15 protein-coding genes and 1 tRNA gene are annotated in these 19,867 nt (G+C 62.3%); 3 read left to right on the forward strand and 13 right to left on the reverse strand.

Annotation, left to right across the window (positions count from 1 at the left end; genetic code table 11):
• Positions 1–19 precede the first annotated feature (19 nt).
• Positions 20–1,156 carry a serine hydrolase domain-containing protein gene (locus V6B08_RS20470; RefSeq protein ID WP_341984444.1) on the reverse strand — a complete coding sequence of 379 codons (1,137 nt, stop codon included), beginning with the start codon at positions 1,154–1,156 and terminating at the stop codon, positions 20–22.
• 140 nt (positions 1,157–1,296) lie between these two features.
• On the opposite strand from V6B08_RS20470, the gene V6B08_RS20475 reads away from it, so the two are divergent.
• A complete protein-coding gene (locus V6B08_RS20475; protein WP_341984446.1) occupies positions 1,297–2,847 on the forward strand; it encodes an acyl-CoA synthetase in 1,551 nt (516 codons plus the stop codon).
• 6 nt (positions 2,848–2,853) lie between these two features.
• On the opposite strand, the gene parC is transcribed toward V6B08_RS20475, so the two are convergent.
• A complete protein-coding gene (gene parC, locus V6B08_RS20480; protein WP_341984448.1) occupies positions 2,854–5,091 on the reverse strand; it encodes a DNA topoisomerase IV subunit A in 2,238 nt (745 codons plus the stop codon).
• The gene (gene recO, locus V6B08_RS20485; RefSeq protein ID WP_341984450.1) at positions 5,088–5,864 is read right to left on the reverse strand and encodes a DNA repair protein RecO; all 777 of its coding nucleotides are present in this window, start codon (positions 5,862–5,864) and stop codon (positions 5,088–5,090) included. Before recO ends, parC begins: the two co-directional genes overlap by 4 nt.
• Before the next feature lie 255 nt (positions 5,865–6,119).
• Between recO and V6B08_RS20490 the strand changes: the two genes are divergently transcribed.
• Positions 6,120–6,359 carry an AbrB/MazE/SpoVT family DNA-binding domain-containing protein gene (locus tag V6B08_RS20490; protein WP_341984452.1) on the forward strand — a complete coding sequence of 80 codons (240 nt, stop codon included), beginning with the start codon at positions 6,120–6,122 and terminating at the stop codon, positions 6,357–6,359.
• A 2-nt stretch (positions 6,360–6,361) separates the two neighbouring features.
• The gene (locus V6B08_RS20495; RefSeq protein WP_341984454.1) at positions 6,362–6,766 is read left to right on the forward strand and encodes a type II toxin-antitoxin system VapC family toxin; all 405 of its coding nucleotides are present in this window, start codon (positions 6,362–6,364) and stop codon (positions 6,764–6,766) included.
• Positions 6,767–7,420: 654 nt separating this feature from the next.
• On the opposite strand, the gene rpoC is transcribed toward V6B08_RS20495, so the two are convergent.
• From rpoC to V6B08_RS20545, 10 genes are all read right to left on the reverse strand, one after another.
• Positions 7,421–11,743, reverse strand: a complete 4,323-nt coding sequence (rpoC, locus tag V6B08_RS20500) for a DNA-directed RNA polymerase subunit beta' (RefSeq protein ID WP_341984456.1) — start codon at positions 11,741–11,743, stop codon at positions 7,421–7,423.
• A gap of 24 nt (positions 11,744–11,767) precedes the next feature.
• Positions 11,768–15,865, reverse strand: a complete 4,098-nt coding sequence (gene rpoB / locus V6B08_RS20505; RefSeq protein WP_341984487.1) for a DNA-directed RNA polymerase subunit beta — start codon at positions 15,863–15,865, stop codon at positions 11,768–11,770.
• Between the two features lie 258 nt (positions 15,866–16,123).
• A complete protein-coding gene (rplL, locus tag V6B08_RS20510; RefSeq protein ID WP_341984459.1) occupies positions 16,124–16,501 on the reverse strand; it encodes a 50S ribosomal protein L7/L12 in 378 nt (125 codons plus the stop codon).
• Between the two features lie 62 nt (positions 16,502–16,563).
• On the reverse strand, positions 16,564–17,073 hold the full coding sequence (gene rplJ / locus V6B08_RS20515; RefSeq protein WP_341984462.1) for a 50S ribosomal protein L10: 510 nt from the start codon (positions 17,071–17,073) through the stop codon (positions 16,564–16,566).
• Positions 17,074–17,375: 302 nt separating this feature from the next.
• Positions 17,376–18,089, reverse strand: coding sequence for a 50S ribosomal protein L1 (gene rplA / locus V6B08_RS20520; RefSeq protein WP_341984465.1), 714 nt, complete (start codon positions 18,087–18,089; stop codon positions 17,376–17,378).
• A 13-nt stretch (positions 18,090–18,102) separates the two neighbouring features.
• Positions 18,103–18,534 (reverse strand): 50S ribosomal protein L11, encoded by a 432-nt coding sequence (gene rplK / locus V6B08_RS20525; RefSeq protein WP_341984467.1) that lies wholly within the window; start codon positions 18,532–18,534, stop codon positions 18,103–18,105.
• A gap of 200 nt (positions 18,535–18,734) precedes the next feature.
• The gene (gene nusG, locus V6B08_RS20530) at positions 18,735–19,268 is read right to left on the reverse strand and encodes a transcription termination/antitermination protein NusG (protein WP_341984469.1); all 534 of its coding nucleotides are present in this window, start codon (positions 19,266–19,268) and stop codon (positions 18,735–18,737) included.
• Positions 19,269–19,272: 4 nt separating this feature from the next.
• Positions 19,273–19,470 (reverse strand): preprotein translocase subunit SecE, encoded by a 198-nt coding sequence (secE, locus tag V6B08_RS20535; RefSeq protein WP_341984471.1) that lies wholly within the window; start codon positions 19,468–19,470, stop codon positions 19,273–19,275.
• Between the two features lie 38 nt (positions 19,471–19,508).
• Positions 19,509–19,585: transfer RNA gene (locus V6B08_RS20540), tRNA-Trp, on the reverse strand.
• A gap of 20 nt (positions 19,586–19,605) precedes the next feature.
• Positions 19,606–19,867, reverse strand: a 262-nt coding sequence (locus V6B08_RS20545; RefSeq protein ID WP_502258303.1) for an EF-Tu C-terminal domain-related protein, incomplete at its 5' end; no start/stop codon positions are given.

A 19,867-nucleotide genomic window follows, 5' to 3' on the forward strand; every position in this document is an offset into this window, starting at 1 on the left:
GTTTCTGAAGCCGTCAAGCTTAATTATAAACCGCGCGCTCGAAAGCGTAGAAGGCATCCAGCACATGCGGATCGGGGAATGGCAGCAATTGCGCCATCACCGCGCCGGCAATGCCACGGGTGCGGTCAACCCAGAAATAGCAATTGCTGCGGCCACCCCAGGTGCCGCTATAGGCGGCACGGCCTTCCGCTGTTGGCTCCGGATTCACCGCTACGCCATAGCCCCATTTCCAGCGCCGGCCGGGGAAGTAGCGCCGCTCGCCACTGCTCGGCGAAGCACCAGCCGGGAAACCATTGGCGTCAATTTCACCGATGCGGTTGGAGAACATCAACTCGATTGTCTCGGGTTTCAGCACACCCAGGCCGCCCCGCAGGAACAGTCCGAGGAAGCGCACATAATCCGGCATGGTGCCATAGAGGCCACCGCTGCCCATGAAGAATTCCGGTTTCTGCGGCACCTCATGCTCCATCACCTCAAGGCTGCCATCGGGTTGGCGATGATGCATCTGCGCCAGACGCTGGCGTTGATCGGGGCGCAACAAGAAATTGATATCCTCGACACCTAAGGGGGCGAAGATATGGTCGCGGAAATACCGCTCCAGCGATTTGCCGCTCGCCCGCTCCACCATCAATCCGACATAGTCGGTGCTCATGCCGTATTCATATTTTTTGCCGGGATCGAACAACATCGGCAGGTCCAGTGCCTTCAGCAGACTGGTGCCAATGCGTGGAATGCCGTTTGCCTTGGCGTAATCGAACAGCGCCTTGTTCCAGGTGTCGTAGGAAAAGCCGGAAGTATGGGTGAGCAGATGGTGCAGCGTGATCGGGGCGGCAACGGGTCGCAGGATCGGCTGCTTATCGGCATCAAAACCTGTCAGCACCTGGCGGGGCGGCAATTCCGGCAGGATTTCCTGCACGCTGCTGTCCAGCGACAGCCTGCCCTGCTCCACAAGCTGCATCGCGGCTGTTGTCGTGACCAGCTTGGTCATCGAGGCGATCCAGCCCACCGTGTCGGGTGTCATCGCCACGCCGCTCTCGATACTGCGCAGGCCCAACGCCCCTTCGGCGAAGCGGCCTTCGGCGTCGGTCAGGGCATAGCTGATGCCGGGGATACGGTCATTGGCGATAAAGGGCCGTAGGGCACCATCAAGATCCATCACATTTGCTCGCGCTGAAAAAACCACACAAGTGTAGCCGCTGCCCCAAGTCAGGCAAGCCCGCTGCGGTTTCTCTGGCCCTGGCTGGTACCCTGCTGCTAGTCTCCAGCCCCAAGGGGAGAGAAACAGGGACCTGTGCCATGCTGCATCCGTCGTTCCACGCGGCGACGCATCCGGGGAAGCCGGCCTATATCATGGCCGGCAGCGGCGCCACGTTGAGCTATGCCGAGCTTGACCGGCGCTCCAACCAGGGCGCGCAGCTTTTGCGCTGGCTGGGACTGAAGCCGCAGGATCATATCGCCCTGCTGGTGGAAAACAGCTTCGCCTTCCTGGAAATCTGCTGGTCGGCACAGCGCAGCGGCATCTACTACACCGCGATCAGCACACATCTGACGCCGGCCGAGATCGGCTATATCGTCAAGGATTGCGGCGCCAAGGCTTTCGTTGCCTCGGCCAAGCTGGCGGAACAGGCCAAGGCGGTGCGGGCGATGCTCGGCGATGACATCGCCTGCTTCGCCTGCAATGGCACGCTGCCCAGCTTTCAATCCTGGGAAGCCGCCCTCGAAACCCAACCCGCCGAGCCGATCCCGGATCAGGTGGTGGGGCTGGACATGCTCTATTCATCGGGCACCACCGGACGGCCCAAGGGCGTCAAGCCGGTATTCACCGGCGAAAAGATCGGCTGGGTCAATCCCTTCCTGCATCGCCTGGTGCATGGCCTGTGCGGCATGGATGGCAACAGCATCTATCTCTCCCCTGCTCCGCTCTATCATGCCGCGCCGTTGCGCTATTCCATGATGTGCGTGGCGCTGGGCGGCACCGTGGTGGTGATGGAAAAGTTCGAGCCGGAGCTTTTCCTGAAATTAGTCGGGCAATACCGCGCCACCCATACCCAGCTTGTGCCGACCATGTTCGTGCGCATGCTGAAACTGCCCGAGGCCGAACGACAGCGTTACGATGTCTCATCCCTGAAAGCCGCGATCCATGCCGCCGCGCCCTGCCCGGTGGATATCAAGCAGCAGATGATCGATTGGTGGGGTCCGATCCTGATCGAGTATTACGCCGGCACCGAGGGCAATGGCGTCACCCTGATCACCTCGGCGGAATGGCTGAGCCATCGCGGCAGCGTCGGCCGTGCGGCGGTGGCCGAAATCAAGATCGTGAGCGAAGAAGGCGCGCTGCTGCCCACCGGCCAGATCGGCACGGTGTATTTCGCCGGCGGGCCGCCGTTCTCATACCACAACGATGCCGACAAGACGCGCGGCGCCTACAATGCCGAAGGCTGGTCGACGCTCGGCGATGTCGGCTTCCTGGATGATGACGGCTATCTCTACCTCACCGACCGAAAGGCTTACATGATCATTTCCGGCGGCGTGAACATCTATCCGCAGGAAGCCGAGAATGTGCTGATCAACCATCCGGCGGTGGCCGATGTGGCAGTGTTCGGCGTGCCGGACCCAGAGATGGGCGAGCAGGTGAAAGCCGTGGTGCAGCTACAGGATCACCGCAAGGCCGGCCAGGACATGGAGCGCGAGCTGATCGCCTATTGCCGCCAGCATCTCTCCGGCGTGAAATGTCCGCGCAGCATCGATTTCGATGCGGAACTGCCGCGCACGCCGACCGGCAAGCTGGTGAAGCGCTTGCTGGTGGACCGCTACAAGGCGGCGGCGATAAAGGCCGCCGCCCTGTAATTCGGCTTAGCTGAAGCGGTTATTGGTGTTGAAGCCGCGCGGCACGATGCGGCCAGCCTGGGCGCGCTCGGCGCGGTATTCCTTCAAGTCGTTCTCGGTCTTGACCCGACCGGCGCGGTCGATCCAGGTTAGGCCTTCCTTGAGCTTGAAGGTCTTGGCGTCCGACAGCGTGCCATCCTTGTATTTCTGCAAGGTGATGCCACGGCCCTTGGTCATTTCCGGCACCTGATCCAGCGGGAAGATCAGCAGCTTGCGATTATTGCCAACCACGGCGACATGATCGCCTTCCACCACGGTGCAGACACAGGCTTCCGCCGGCGCCTGTACGTTCAGGATCTGCTTGCCGGCACGGGTCTGCGCCAGCATCTCGGATTCAGGGCAGATGAAGCCACGACCATCGCTGGCGGCCACCAGGAATTTGCGGTCGCCCTGATACTTGAACAGCGTGACGATATCCTGGTCGTTGCCGAGATCGACGGTGAGGCGCACCGGCTCGCCATGACCACGGCCGCGCGGCAGCTTATCGCAGGCGATGGTGTAGACGCGGCCATTGGTGCCGAACAGCATCAGCTTGTCGGTGCTTTCGGCATGCATCCAGAAGCGGCCCTTGTCACCTTCCTTGAAGGCGGCGTTGCCATCATCCTGCACATGCCCCTTGAGGGCGCGGATCCAGCCCTTCTCGGAACAGATCACGGTGATCGGCTCGCGCTCGACCAGGGCCTCGAAAGCTTCTTCCGAAATCTGCGGCGCATCGGCCACCGTGGTGCGGCGCTTACCCAAAGCGGTCTTGGGGCCGACCTTCTTCTTCAATTCCTGCAACTCAGCCGCAATCGACTGCCAGCGCTGGTCCTCATCGGCGAGCAGCTTCTTCAGATTCTTCAACTCTTCCGAAAGCTGCTTGTGCTCGGTGCGGATTTCCATTTCCTCCAGGCGGCGCAGACTGCGCAGGCGCATGTTGAGAATGGCTTCGGCCTGATTATCAGTGAGCTTGAAGCGCTGCATCATCACCGGCTTCGGCTCGTCCTCATGCCGGATGATGGCGATCAACTCGTCGAGATTCAGATAGGCGATCAGGAAGCCTTCGAGCAGTTCCAGGCGGCGCTCGATCTGGCCCTGGCGGTAGCGCGAACGGCGCTCCAGCACTTCCATGCGGTGATCGAGATAGGCCTGCAAAGCCTCGCGCAGGTTCATCACGCGCGGCACCTTGCCGCCATCCAGCACGTTGAGATTCAGCGGGAAGCGAATCTCGAGATCGCTGGCGCGGAACAGGCTTTCCATAAGTACCGCCGGATCGACGTTGCGGCTTTTCGGCTCCAGCACCAGCCGCACATCCTCGGCCGATTCATCGCGGATATCGCCGAGCAGCGGCAGTTTGCGCTCGTTGATCAGTTCGGCGATCTTCTCGATCAGCTTCGACTTCTGCACCTGGTAGGGAATTTCGGTGACGACGATCTGCCAGGCACCGCGCTGCAATTCCTCCTGCACCCAGCGGGCACGCAGGCGGAAGCTGCCGCGACCGGTGCGGTAGGCTTCAAGCCGGGTTTCCGCCGGCTCCACCAGCAGGCCGCCGGTGGGGAAATCAGGCCCCGGAATCAGTTCCACCAGCTTCTCGATGCTGGCATTGCGGTGCTTGATCAGATGCAGCAGGCCGTCGCACAGCTCGGGCAGATTATGCGGCGGAATCGAGGTGGCCATGCCGACCGCGATGCCGCTGGCGCCATTGGCCAGCAGGTTCGGCAGGCCGGCCGGCAGCACGATGGGTTCTTCCTCGGTGCCGTCATAGGTCGGGCGGAAATCCACCGTCTCCTGGTCCAGGCCGGAAAGCAGCAGGTCGGCGATCTCGGTCAAGCGGGCTTCGGTGTAGCGCATCGCCGCGGCGTTATCGCCGTCGATATTGCCGAAATTGCCCTGGCCATCCACCAGCGTGTAACGCTGGGCGAATTCCTGGGCCAGGCGCACCAGGGCGTCGTAGACCGACTGGTCGCCATGGGGATGGTATTTACCGATCACGTCGCCGACGACACGGGCGCATTTCTTGTAGCCGGCCGCCGGATCAAGCTTGAGCAGCCGCATGGCATAGAGCAGCCGGCGCTGCACCGGCTTCAGGCCGTCGCGGGCATCGGGCAGCGAGCGCGCCGTGATCGTGCTCAGGGCATAGGCGAGATAGCGTTCCGAGAGCGCCGAGGGCAGCGGCACGTCGCGGATGGAATCGGGAAACTCCCGGGGGGGCACATGCTTGCTCATGGCGCGGTTATATCGAAATCACCAGATATAGCTAGGGCCTTGGTGATAGCCTCTAGCAGTCGTGGGCGGGCGGCGGGAACCGGGCCATGCAGCACGGCAAATAGCCGTTTTTCCAGGAAATACCCGGTCAGGCCGAGGCCGGCCAGCACGTCCGCGCCAGGATGGTTGGCGGGCGGCGCCCCCCTGCCCGGCACCAGGAAGGCCGGCAGCGCCAGCAACCGCCCGGCATAGGGTTCGGCGGCCTCGGCCGAAACCGCCCGGCCGGAGCGCGGCGAGACATGGGTGAGCCGCTGCCGGGAACCGGTGGCGGCGCAGCTTTCGAGATCGAGGCCATAGCCCATCTCGGCCAGCAGGCCCAATTCCCAGCGCACATAGAGCGCGCCCCAGTCGGCCGGGTCGGGCATCTCGGCCATGGTTTCCAGCAGCAGCCTGGTGGCGGCGAACAAGGCCGGATGCGGCTCGCGTTCGGGCAAGGTCGCCTCCACCAGCCCGAGCGCGGCATTGAGGCCAGCCAGGCGAGCGGCATCGTCCAGCATCAGGGCGGCGGGATGGGACAGCGGCTCCAGGCTGAAATGCCCGAGATGCTCGGCCAGCCTGGCCCGCCAGGTGGCATGCACCACCTGCCCCGGCTGCAACGCCCCGCCCTTGGCGGAACCGCTGCCGCGCAGCAACCCGGCATGGCGGCCCTGGTTCTCTGCCAGCAATGTGACGATACGGGCATTCTCGCCATGATGGCGGACGCTCAGCACTACCGCATCGTCGCTCCATTCCATCCAAACCGGCCTTATTCCTGCTTATTTCTTCTTATTTCTGCTTATTTCTGCTTATTCCGGCTTATTCCAGGCGAAGGCCACCGATAGGCAAGCCCTGAACCTTGCCGCCACTTGGCGAAACCCGCATCTGGTAGATCATACCACAATGCATACAAAAAGAGAACATATCTTCACCCGATTCCAGCATAGTCTTGCACAGCAAACCCGCATGGACTAAGTAATACCTGAATGTAATTAGTATTACCAGGAGACGCCATGTCTCATGCCCTTACTAGCAAAGGCCAGGTGACGATCCCGAAGCGGGTACGCGAGCATCTTGGCTTGCGCCCCGGCATGGCGGTGAGCTTCGAACTGCGCCCGGATGGTGCGGTGGTGGTACAGCGCGCCGACGGCGCCGAGGCTGTAGTAGCCACCTCTCCTTTCGCCCGGCTGCGCGGCAAGCTGAAACAGGGCCTCAGCACCGACGAGATCATGGCGCTGACGCGCGGCGGCTGATCATGGCCGAGGCTGTGCTGGTCGACACCAACCTGCTGCTTGATCTCATCACCGACGATCCGCGCTGGGCGGACTGGTCGCAGCAGCAGTTGGAACGCTGGTCGCTGACTCACCGGCTGCTGATCAACCCGGTGATCTACGCCGAATTCTCCATCGGCTTCGAGCGGATCGAAGACCTGGACGAGACGCTAGATCTGATGCGCATAGATAGCGTGGAGATACCACCCGCCGCCCTGTTTCTTGCCGGCAAGGCCTTCCGCCATTTCCGCCGACAAGGCGGCAAGGCCGGGGTGCTGCCCGATTTCTTCATCGGCGCCCATGCCGCCGTGGCCGGGATACCGCTGCTCAGCCGCGACAAGGGCCGGTTCAAAAGTTATTTCCCGACGCTGGAATTGATTACGCCTTGAGATTGGCCAAGCATACATCTGGAATACGAGCGACTGATCATGCCGCTCTCCGCCGATGGCTCCAGCATCAACATGTTCCTCTGCGGCGCGGTGGGCTTCGGCTACGGCTGATATCAGCGCCCTGACAGCGCCCGCAGTTTAGCCAGCATGAGCAATAGCTCCGGATCGTCGGGGCCTTCATATCGACGCGAACCGGCAGCCCATGACGAGACCGCAGGATCGCTATATGTGAAGAAGATGTAGTAAGCACTAGGCTTCAGCCCTACACCGCAGCTTGATGGATGATCCCGCATCCATTTGTCGAGTGGTGGGTCGCCTTTGAGTACTTCGATCAGCTCGAAACGGCCCCTAGGAGGTATCTGAATTACCGGCCGGCCAATCAGCTCAGGAGGTATTGGCGCCGGTCGTTCGAGCTCCACTATACGCGCATAGAAGATTGTCGGGATTCCGTTGAAGCGTTCCTCAAGTGTAATCCGGCCAACGGAGCACGCGCGAGCCCCACCGGCCCAAGCAGTGAGCAGCAGCGTGAACACAACAAAAATCGCTCGCATGAACATTCTTCCCCTGCCTGCTCGCCGTATCTTATCGGGAAAAGCGGCAAAAAAAGGGCGGGTCTTGCGACCCGCCCTTTTCTTATCGGTATGAACCAGAGGCTCAGTCGGCGTCGCCGCCGACCGCTGCCTGCAGTTCGCTCTCGAGCGCATCGGCGAAGTCGCGGTCGCGCTGGGCGGCGAGCGACTTCATGCGGCCCATGATCGCGCCGGTGCCGGCCGGGATCAGGCGACCGACGATGACGTTCTCCTTGAGGCCGATCAGGCTGTCCGTCTTGCCCGACACGGCGGCCTCGGTGAGCACGCGGGTGGTTTCCTGGAAGGACGCGGCCGAGATGAAGGACCGGGTCTGCAGGCTCGCCTTGGTGATACCGAGCAACACCGGCATCGCCTTGGCAATCTTGCGGCCCTCGGCCTGGGTCTTGCCGTTGACTTCCTCGAACTCGACCTTGTCGACCTGCTCGCCGATCAGGAACGTGGTATCGCCCGGATCGGTGATCTCGACCTTCTGCAGCATCTGGCGGCAGATGACCTCGATATGCTTGTCGTTGATCTTCACACCCTGCAGGCGATAGACCTCCTGGATCTCGTTCACGAGATAGTTGGCCAGCGCCTCGACGCCGAGCACCTTGAGGATGTCATGCGGCGCCGGGTTGCCATCGAGCAGATGGTCGCCAACACGCACGAAATCACCTTCCTGCACGGCAATATGCTTGCCCTTCGGGATCAGGTATTCGACCGGCTCAAGACCCTCTTCCACCGGGCGGATCACCAGGCGGCGCTTGGCCTTGTAGTCCTTGCCGAATTCCACGCGGCCATCGATTTCGGCGATGATCGCATGATCCTTCGGACGGCGGGCTTCGAAAAGTTCGGCCACGCGCGGCAGACCGCCGGTGATGTCGCGGGTCTTGGTGCCTTCCACCGGGATACGGGCGAGCACGTCGCCGGCATGAACGGTGGCGTTATCCTCGACCGAGAGAATGGCATCCGGCGACAGGAAGTAGCGCGCTTCGCCGCCATTGGCCAGCGTGAGCACTTCGCCCTTTTCATCACGGAGCGTGATGCGCGGACGCAGTTCGGCGCCCTTCGGGTTCTGCTTCCAGTCGGCCACCACGCGATAGGTGATGCCGGTGGCTTCGTCGGTCGCTTCGCGGATCGAGACGCCTTCCACGAGGTCGCGGAAGTGCACGATACCGGCGCGCTCGGTGATCACCGGGCGGGTGTAAGGATCCCACTCGACGATGCGCTGGCCCTTCTTCACCTTGCCGCCTTCATCCACCGCCAGGCGGGAGCCGTAAGGCACCTTGTAGCGGGCGCGCTCGCGGCCGTTGCCGTCCACCAGCACGATTTCCGAATTGCGGCCCATGACCACGAAGCGGCCCGAGCTATCGGTAACGAGGTTGCGGTTCACCACCTTGATGGTGGCGTCGTAGGGCGCATCCAGGCTCGACTGCTCGGCCACCTGGGCCGTGCCGCCGATATGGAAGGTACGCATGGTGAGCTGGGTGCCCGGCTCGCCGATCGACTGCGCCGCGATGACGCCCACGGCCTCACCGATATTCACGGTGGTGCCGCGCGCAAGGTCACGGCCATAGCACTTGCCGCAAACGCCGGTCGGCGCTTCGCAGGTCAGCACCGAGCGGATCAGCACGGTTTCGACACCGGCCGTCTCGATGCGATCCACGTCGCGTTCCTGGATCATCTCGGCCGCCGGCACGATCACTTCGCCGGTAAGCGGATGCTTCACGTCGACGCTGGCAAAACGGCCCAGGATGCGCTCGCCGAGCGTGGCGATGACATCGGCGCCTTCCACCACTTCGCTGACCGTAAGGCCGCGCTCGGTGCCGCAATCTTCCTCGGTGATGATGCAATCCTGCGCCACGTCGACCAGGCGACGGGTCAGGTAGCCCGAGTTCGCGGTCTTCAAGGCGGTGTCAGCCAGACCCTTGCGGGCGCCGTGGGTCGAGTTGAAGTACTCGAGCACGGTAAGGCCTTCCTTGAAGTTGGAGATGATCGGCGTTTCGATGATCTCGCCCGACGGCTTGGCCATAAGGCCACGCATGCCGGCAAGCTGCTTCATCTGGTTGGCCGAACCACGGGCGCCGGAATGCGCCATCATCCAGATCGAGTTGGTGTTCTTGCGGGTGCCGTTATTCGGATCGATGTCGGTCTGAATGACCTTCATCATCTCGTCCGCCACCTTGTCGGTGCACTGCGACCAGGCATCGACCACCTTGTTGTACTTCTCACCCTGGGTGATCAGACCGTCCTGGTACTGCTGCTCGTATTCCGACACAAGCGACTTGGTGTCGTTGATCAGTTTCTCCTTGGTGGCCGGCACGAGCATGTCGTCCTTGCCGAACGAAATGCCGGCGCGGCAGGCACGGGCGAAACCGAGCGCCATCATACGGTCGCAGAAAATGACCGTCTCCTTCTGGCCGCAATGGCGATACACCACGTCGATGACGTTGGTGATCTCCTTCTTGGTCAGAAGCTGGTTGATCACCTTGAACGGGACGTTCTTGTCCTTCGGCAGGATCTCGGACAGCAGCATGCGGCCCGAGGTGGTGACGACGCGGGCAACAATCGGGTTGTTCTCCGAGTCCACGGTGTTCAGGCGCGACTTGATGCGGTTATGCAGCGAGATCGCCTTGGCATCCAGCGCCTGCTGGATTTCCGACACGGTGGCAAAGAACGGCACGCGCTCGATGATGGCATCGGAAGCCAGGATACGCTCGGCTTCGGCCTTCACGTTGGTCTTCGGCAGCTCGACGCGGGTCTTGGCATCGAACACGATCACGTCGTCTTCGGCCCAGGCCTTGATCAGCACCGCCGGGTCCTTGATCTTCACCACGTCGCCGCGCGGGGTGCTGCGCTCCAGCGTCTGGTAGTAGAGGCCGAGCACGATATCCTGCGACGGCACGATGATCGGCTTGCCATTCGCCGGGCTGAGGATGTTGTTGGTCGACATCATCAGCACGCGGGCTTCAAGCTGGGCTTCCAGCGACAGCGGCACGTGCACCGCCATCTGGTCACCGTCGAAGTCGGCGTTGAAGGCCGAGCAAACCAGCGGATGAAGCTGGATCGCCTTGCCTTCGATCAGCATCGGCTCGAACGCCTGGATGCCGAGGCGGTGCAAGGTCGGGGCGCGGTTCAGCAGCACCGGATGCTCGCGGATCACCTCTTCCAGGATGTCCCAAACTTCCGGACGCTCCTTCTCCACCATCTTCTTCGCCATCTTGACGGTGGCGGCGAGGCCGCGCAGCTCAAGCTTGGAGTAGATGAACGGCTTGAACAGTTCGAGCGCCATCTTCTTCGGCAGGCCGCACTGGTGCAGCTTCAGTTCCGGGCCGACGACGATGACCGAACGGCCGGAGTAGTCGACGCGCTTGCCGAGCAGGTTCTGGCGGAAACGGCCCTGCTTGCCCTTCAGCATGTCGGAGAGCGACTTCAGCGGACGCTTGTTGGCGCCGGTGATGACGCGGCCACGGCGACCGTTGTCGAACAGGGCGTCAACCGCTTCCTGCAGCATGCGCTTTTCGTTGCGCACGATGATGTCCGGCGCGCGCAGTTCGATCAGCCGCTTCAGGCGGTTGTTGCGGTTGATGACGCGTCGATAGAGATCGTTGAGATCCGAGGTGGCGAAGCGGCCGCCATCCAGCGGCACCAGCGGACGCAGTTCCGGCGGAATCACCGGCACCACGGTCAGCACCATCCATTCCGGCTTGTTGCCGGACTCGATGAAGCTTTCCACCAGCTTGAGGCGCTTGACCAGCTTCTTCGGCTTCAGTTCCGACGTGGTCTCGGCCAGCTCCTCGCGGATGTTGATCCGCTCCTGCTCCAGGTTGATGCCCATCAGCAGGTCGCGGATCGCCTCGGCGCCGATCTTGGCGACAAAGCTGTCCTCACCATACTCTTCCTGGGCGCGCAGATACTGCTCTTCGGTCAGCAGGTCGAACATCTTCAGCGGGCTGAGGCCCGGCTCGATGACGACGTAGTTTTCGAAGTACAGGATGCGCTCCAGGTCCTTCAGCGTCATGTCGAGCATCAGGCCGATGCGCGAGGGCAGCGACTTCAGGAACCAGATATGGGCGACCGGCGAAGCCAGTTCGATATGGCCCATGCGCTCGCGGCGCACCTTCGAGAGCGTGACTTCAACGCCGCACTTCTCGCAGATCACGCCACGGTACTTCATGCGCTTGTACTTGCCGCACAAGCACTCGTAATCCTTGATCGGGCCGAAGATGCGGGCGCAGAACAGGCCGTCACGCTCCGGCTTGAAGGTACGATAGTTGATGGTCTCCGGCTTCTTGATCTCGCCGTAGGACCAGGAGCGGATACGCTCCGGCGAGGCGATCGAGATCTGGATCTGGTCGAAAGCCTGAGCGCCCTGGGGCTGGCCGAAAACGTTGCTGAGTTCGTTCATGGATCAATCTCCTGTGGCGCTGGATCAGTAGGAACGCTGCGACAGCTCGACATTCAAGCCGAGCGAACGCATTTCCTTGACCAGCACGTTGAACGATTCCGGGATGCCGGCTTCGAAGTTGTCGTCGCCACGGACGATGGCTTCGTAAACCTTCGAGCGACCGGCCACGTCGTCCGACTTGACCGTGAGCATTTCCTGCAGGGTGTAGGCAGCGCCATACGCCTGCAGCGCCCAGACCTCCATTTCGCCGAAACGCTGACCACCGAACTGCGCCTTGCCGCCCAGCGGCTGCTGGGTAACGAGCGAGTACGGACCGATCGAACGGGCATGGATCTTGTCGTCGACCAGGTGGTGCAGCTTCAGCATGTAGATGTAGCCGACCGTGACCTTGCGGTCGAAGGCCTCGCCGGTACGGCCGTCGATCAGGGTGACCTGACCCGACTTGTCGTTGCCGGCCTTCTCCAGCATCTCGTTGATGTCCGGCTCATGGGCACCATCGAATACCGGAGTGGCCATCGGCACACCGCGACGCAGGTTGGAAGACAGCTCGATGATCTGGTCATCCGAAAGCTCGGCCACCTTGTCGGTGTATTCCTGCTTCGAATAGACGGTCTTGAGCACCTTGCGCAGGTCTTCCGCCTTGGCGTGGTTGCGCCGCACCCGGTCCAGCGTCTCGCCGATCTGCTTGCCGAGGCCCGCGGAGGCCCAGCCGAGATGGGTTTCGAGAATCTGACCGACATTCATGCGCGACGGCACGCCGAGCGGGTTCAGCACCAGATCGACCGGCTGGCCGTCCTCGAGATAGGGCATGTCCTCTTCCGGCATGATGCGGGAGATAACACCCTTGTTGCCGTGGCGGCCGGCCATCTTGTCGCCCGGCTGCAGCTTGCGCTTCACCGCAACGAACACCTTGACCATCTTCATCACGCCCGGCGGCAGTTCGTCGCCGCGCTGCAGCTTCTCCACCTTGCTCTCGAAACGGGCCTGGATGCGGGCCATGGCGGTATCGTATTGCTTCTTCAGCGCCTCGATATCGGCCATGTTCTTTTCGTTCTTCAGGCTGATCTGCCACCAGGCGGAATGCGGCAGTTCATCAAGCACCTCTTCGGTGATCTTGCCGCCATCCTTGAAGCCCTTCGGGCCCTTGTCAGCCTGCTTGCCGTTCAGCAGCTCGCGCAGACGCGTGAAGATCGAGCGGTCGATGATGGCGCGCTCGTCGTCGCGGTCCTTGGCGAGACGCTCGATTTCCGACCGCTCGATGGCCAGCGCGCGCTCGTCCTTCTCCACGCCATGGCGGGAGAACACACGCACTTCCACCACGGTGCCGGAAACGCCCGGCGGCACGCGCAGCGACGAGTCGCGCACGTCGGAAGCCTTTTCGCCGAAGATGGCGCGCAGCAGCTTCTCTTCCGGGGTCATCGGGCTTTCGCCCTTTGGCGTGATCTTGCCGACCATGATGTCGCCCGGGCCGACTTCGGCGCCGATATAGACGATGCCGGCCTCATCGAGATTCTTGAGGCCTTCCTCGCCGACATTCGGGATGTCACGGGTGATTTCTTCCGGACCCAGCTTGGTGTCGCGGGCCATCACCTCGAATTCCTCGATATGGATCGAGGTGAACACGTCATCCTTGGCGATACGCTCGGAGATCAGGATCGAGTCTTCGAAGTTGTAGCCGTTCCAGGGCATGAACGCGACGAGCGCGTTGCGGCCCAGGGCCAGTTCGCCGAGCTCGGTCGAGGGGCCGTCGGCGATGATGTCGCCGGCCTTCACCTGATCGCCCACCTTCACCAGCGGACGCTGGGTGATGCAGGTATTCTGGTTCGAGCGCTGGAACTTCAGCAGCTTGTAGATGTCGACGTTCGACTTCGACATGTCGGCTTCGTCGCTGGCGCGCACCACGATGCGGGTGGCGTCGATCTGGTCGATCACACCCGAGCGCTTGGCAACGATGGTAGCGCCGGAATCGCGGGCCACCACTTCTTCCATGCCGGTACCGACCAGCGGCGCTTCGGCGCGGATCAGCGGCACCGCCTGGCGCTGCATGTTCGAGCCCATCAGCGCGCGGTTGGCGTCGTCGTTCTCAAGGAACGGGATCAGCGCCGCGGCGACCGAAACCAGCTGCTTCGGCGACACGTCCATGAAATCGACGCTCTCGGGGCGCAGCATCTGGAAGTCGCCGTTGACGCGGCAGTTCAGCAATTCGCCGACCAGCTTGCCCTTCGGGTCCACCGGCACATTCGCCTGGGCGATGGAATACTTACCCTCTTCCATGGCGGTGAGGTAGACGACCTCGTCGGTCACCTTGCCTTCGCGCACGCGGCGGTACGGGCTCTCGATGAAGCCATACTGGTTCACGCGGGCATAGGTGGCGAGCGAGTTGATCAGACCGATATTCGGGCCTTCCGGCGTCTCAATCGGGCAGATGCGGCCATAATGGGTCGGATGCACGTCGCGCACTTCGAAGCCGGCGCGCTCGCGGGTCAGACCGCCCGGGCCAAGCGCCGAGAGGCGGCGCTTGTGGGTGATTTCCGACAGCGGGTTGGTCTGGTCCATGAACTGCGACAGCTGCGAGGAACCGAAGAACTCGCGCACCGCCGCCGCCGCCGGCTTGGCATTGATCAGGTCATGCGGCATCACGGTGTCGATATCCACGCTGCTCATGCGCTCGCGGATGGCGCGCTCCATGCGCAGCAGGCCGATGCGGTACTGGTTCTCCATCAGCTCGCCGACCGAACGGACGCGGCGGTTGCCGAGATGGTCGATATCGTCGATGTCGCCGCGGCCATCCTTCAGTTCAACCAGCGTCTTGACGCAGGCCAGGATGTCCTCGGTGCGCAACACGCGCACGGTGTCCTCGGCGGTGAGGCTGAGGCGGGCATTCATCTTCACGCGGCCGACGGCCGAGAGGTCGTAGCGCTCCGGATCGAAGAACAGGCCGTGGAACAGTGCTTCCGCGGTGTCCATCGTCGGCGGCTCGCCCGGACGCATCACGCGATAGATTTCGAACAGCGACTGCTCGCGGCTCTGGTTCTTGTCCGCCACCATGGTGTTGCGGATGTAGGAACCGATGGTGACGTGGTCGACATCCAGCACCGAGATCTGCTCGATGCCGGCGGCTTCCAGCAGCTCGATCTTCTTCAGGTCCAGCTCTTCGCCAGCCTCGAGATAAATCTCGCCGCTCTCCTCGTTGATGATGTCGAGCGCGTTGTACTTGCCCACCATGTCGGCCGGCGAGACCAGCAGCTCCTTGAGGCCTTCCTCGGCCAGCTTGCGCGCCAGGCGCGGCGTCACCTTGGTGCCGGCTTCCGCCGCCACCTTGCCGGTCTTGGCATTGATCAGGTCGTTATTGAGACGCACGCCGCGCATGCGCTCGGCACTGTATTCGGTGCGCCAGCCCTTCTTGTCGCGCTTGTAGATAACCTTCTTGTAGAAGGCATCCAGGATCTCTTCCTGGGTCAGGCCGAGCGCGAAGAACAGTGTGGTGACCGGCAGCTTGCGGCGGCGGTCGATGCGCACATGCACCACGTCCTTGGCATCGAATTCGAAATCGAGCCAGGAGCCGCGATAGGGAATGACGCGCGCGGTGTAGAGATACTTGCCCGAGGAATGGGTCTTGCCCTTGTCGTGGTCGAAGAACACACCCGGCGAACGGTGCATCTGCGAAACGATGACGCGCTCGGTGCCGTTGATGATGAAGGTGCCCTTGTCGGTCATGAGCGGCATGTCGCCCATGTAGACATCCTGCTCCTTGATATCGAGCACCGACTTGGCCTGGGTATCCGGGTCCACTTCGAACACGATCAGGCGCAGCGTAACCTTCAGCGGCGCGGCAAAGGTCATGCCACGCTGCATGCATTCATCAACGTCGTACTTCGGCGGCTCGAATTCGTACTTCACGAATTCCAGCGACGAGGTTTCGGAGAAATCCTTGATCGGGAAGACCGACTTGAACACGCCCTGCAGGCCGGCATCGCCGCGCTGATCAGCCGGCACATGCATCATCAGGAAGCTCTCATACGAGCTCTTCTGAACCTCGATCAGGTTCGGCATCGTGGCGATCGAGGGGATGCGGCCAAAGCTCTTGCGCACGCGCTTGCGGGCGGTGAAAGACAGCGCCAGTCCAGTATCGGTCATGTCATATCCCAAATGGCGAAAGCGACACTTTCCATTGCCCGGGGGAACGGTGCACGGAAAGGCCGCTGGACGGTTTCGGAAAGCGATGAATTTTACGGGCCCATGATCCCGCCGGGCGATCGCCGCGCCCAAGTTCCGAAACCGCTGTTGTCCCATCGAAAACCCGCGATGGCCGGAGCATGAAGCGGATACCGGCGGCTTTGGGAAGGGGCCATGCCAGCCCCTTCCCGCCGCTTAAGCGTATTACTTGACTTCGACCTTGGCGCCGGCGCCTTCCAGCTGAGCCTTCAGCTTGGCGGCTTCGTCCTTGTTCACGCCTTCCTTGACAGCCTTCGGAGCGCCTTCGACGAGGTCCTTGGCTTCCTTCAGGCCGAGACCGGTGATCGCGCGCACTTCCTTGATCACGTTGATCTTGTTGGCGCCCGCGTCAGCGAGGATCACGTTGAACTCGGTCTTCTCTTCAGCGGCCGGAGCAGCAGCGCCGGCGCCGCCAGCAGCGGCAACGGCCACCGGAGCGGCGGCGGAAACGCCCCACTTCTCTTCCAGCAGCTTGGCCAGCTCAGCGGCCTCGATCACGGTGAGAGCGGAAAGCTCGTCAACGATCTTGTTCAAATCAGCCATTTTAGTCTCCTGTAGGTTCGATATCTCTGGGTACTGTGTGTCGGTGTGTGGCTAGTGCCACCTCACTCCTTCGAGGCAAAAGCCTGCAGCACGCGCGCAAGCTGCGACGCCGGCGCCTGGACCACGCCTGCCACCTTGGTGGCGGGAGCCTGGATCAGGCCGATCAGCTTGCCACGCAGCTCATCGAGCGACGGCAGGCTGGCCAGAGTCTTCACGCCTTCGGCATCCAGAACGGTTTCGCCCATGGCGCCGCCAACAACGACGAACTTGTCGTTCTTCTTGGCGAATTCCACGGCGACCTTGGCGGCCGCGACCGGATCATTGGCAAACGCAATGCCGGTCGGCCCCTTGAACAACTTGTTCAGCGGGGTGTAGGGCGTGCCCTCGAGGGCGAGGCAGACAAGCCGGTTCTTCGCAACTTTGAAACTGGCCCCAGCTTCACGCATCTGGCGGCGCAGCTCAGTCACCTGAGCCACGGTCAGACCGTTATTCTGAGTGACGACAACAACCTTGGCGTCCGCGAACACCTGGTTGAGCGTGCTTACCTGTTCCTTCTTTTGAGAACGGTCCACTGCTCGTCTCCTCAACGCGGGTCGGATCATTCCGACCCTGTTGCACTTGAACGCACGGCCGACGCCTGACTGAACGTCAAACGGCGAACCATACGTCCGGTTCGCCTGTCCCAGGACTCGAACCTTCAAAGCGGCCTAGGCCGCCGGGAAGTTCCTAATCACTGTCTATGCAGGTGGACTAACCATTATATCGTTGGGCCGGAGCCCATCGGATACCTGCAGTCTCGGACAGGATTTCATCCGCGCCGAAGCTTGGATGAAGCCCCCGCCGGGGCGAACCGGCGGGGGAAACTCAATACTGCTTAAGCGGCCTTGGCGGTGTCGCCGCCAATGGCACTGGAAAGCTCGATGCGCACGCCCGGACCCATGGTCGAGCTGAGCGCCACCTTCTTCACGTAATGGCCCTTCACGCCGGTCGGCTTGGCCTTCAGCACGGCATCGATGAAAGCCTTCACGTTCACCAGGATCTGCTCCTCGGTGAAGGAAGCCTTGGCGATACCGGCATGGATCAGACCAGCCTTCTCGACGCGGAACTCAACCTGGCCGCCCTTCGCCGCCTTGACGGCGCCGGCAACGTCCATGGTCACCGAGCCGAGCTTCGGGTTCGGCATCAGGCCGCGCGGGCCCAGCACCTTACCGAGACGGCCGACCACGGCCATCATATCCGGGGTGGCGATGCAGCGGTCGAACTCGATCTTGCCGCCGTTGATGATCTCGGCGAGATCATCGGCGCCAACCAGATCGGCACCGGCCTTCTTGGCTTCCTCAGCCTTCGGGCCCTTGGCGAAAACCGCGACGCGCACGGTCTTGCCGGTGCCCGACGGCATGGTGACGACGCCACGGACCATCTGGTCGGCGTGACGCGGATCGACACCGAGATTCATCGCGATCTCGATGGTCTCGTCGAACTTCGCCTTGGCGGCGGCCTTCACCAGCTTGACGGCCTGGTTCAGGTCGTAGCGGGTTTCCGGATCGACGGTCTTGGAAATGGCGGTGTAGCGCTTGCCCTTAGACATGTTTCAAGTCCCCTTACGCGCCCGTGACTTCCAGGCCCATCGAACGGGCCGAGCCAATGATCATCTGCGAAGCCGCTTCGATGTCGTGGGCGTTGAGGTCCTCCATCTTGGCCTTGGCGATCTCGCGCACCTGATCCATGGTCACCGAACCGACCTTCTCGCGGCCGGTCACCTTGGCGCCCGACTTGATCTTGGCGGCCTTCTTCAGGAAGTAGGTCACCGGCGGGGTCTTGGTTTTGAAGGTGAAGGAGCGGTCCGAATACACGGTGATGACCACCGGGATCGGCATTTCCGGTTCCAGTTCCTTGGTCTGCGCGTTGAACGCCTTGCAGAATTCCATGATGTTGACGCCGCGCTGGCCCAGAGCCGGACCAATCGGCGGCGACGGATTGGCCTTGCCGGCCGGAACCTGCAGCTTGATATAGCCGTCAATCTTCTTCGCCATCTCTAACTCCTTGGCTCACATGGGAGACTTGCTCCCGTTGGAGACTGCGCGGTGCGGTGGTCACAGGCCCGGCGAATTTAGGCCCAAACCGCCTCCCACACGACGAAACCGGGGTTTACCACCCCGGAAGCCGGCGCTTATAAGCCCCGGCGGGGCCCCGGTCAAATGCTTTTTTGACCGGGAAATCAGGGAACTCTGCCTTAACTGGCCTTCTCGACCTGGCTGTATTCCAGCTCAACCGGGGTGGCACGGCCGAAGATCGACACCGCCACCTTGAGGCGGGCGCGCTCCTCGTCCACTTCTTCCACCACGCCGGAGAAGGAGGTGAACGGGCCGTCCGCGACGCGGACCTGCTCGCCGACCTCGAACACCACCGACGGCTTCGGATGCTCGACGCCTTCCTTGACCTGGTTGGCGACGCGCTGGGCTTCGGCCTCCGTGATCGGCGACGGCTTGCCGGCCGAACTCAGGAAGCCGGTGACCTTCGGCGTATTCTTGACGAGGTGATAGGTCTCGTCGGTCATTTCCATCTTCGCCAGCACGTAGCCGGGGAAGAACTTGCGTTCGGCATTCACCTTCTGGCCGCGGCGGATCTCCACCACTTCCTCGGTCGGCACCAGGATCTCTTCGATCAGATCGGCCATGCCCTTCTGCGCCGCGGCATCGCGGATCGCCTGGGCAACCTTCTTTTCGAAATTCGAATAGACATGGACGATGTACCAGCGCTTCGCCATCGCCTTAGCCTCCCAGACCCAGGACGAGTTGCACCCCGGAACGGAGCACCATATCGACCAGGAAGAAAAACAGGGCCGCGACCAAACCCATGAGGAACACCATTGCGGTGGTGATCAGGGTTTCCTTGCGGGTCGGCCAGGTGACCTTGGCGGTCTCCTGGCGCACCTGCCGCAGGAATTCGATGGGACTGGTCTTCGCCATGAACGCTACGTCTAACCTCTAATAATCTTCTGCCGCGCTGGCAGGGGTGGAGGGACTCGAACCCCCAACCCCCGGTTTTGGAGACCGGTGCTCTAGCCGATTGAGCTACACCCCTGCATGCGCAGCGTCTCCGCTTTAGGCGGAGATGCTGGCGACGACGCCGGCGCCGACGGTACGGCCGCCTTCGCGGATGGCGAAGCGGAGGCCGTCATCCATGGCGATCGGCGCGATCAGCTCGACCTGCATGGTCACGTTGTCGCCCGGCATCACCATTTCGACACCTTCCGGCAGCGACACCACACCGGTCACGTCGGTGGTGCGGAAGTAGAACTGCGGACGGTAGTTGGTGAAGAACGGGGTGTGGCGGCCGCCCTCTTCCTTGGTCAGGATGTAGGCT

Origin of the sequence: Ferrovibrio sp. MS7 (assembly GCF_038404985.1) — a bacterium.
Classification (GTDB): domain Bacteria; phylum Pseudomonadota; class Alphaproteobacteria; order Ferrovibrionales; family Ferrovibrionaceae; genus Ferrovibrio; species Ferrovibrio plantarum.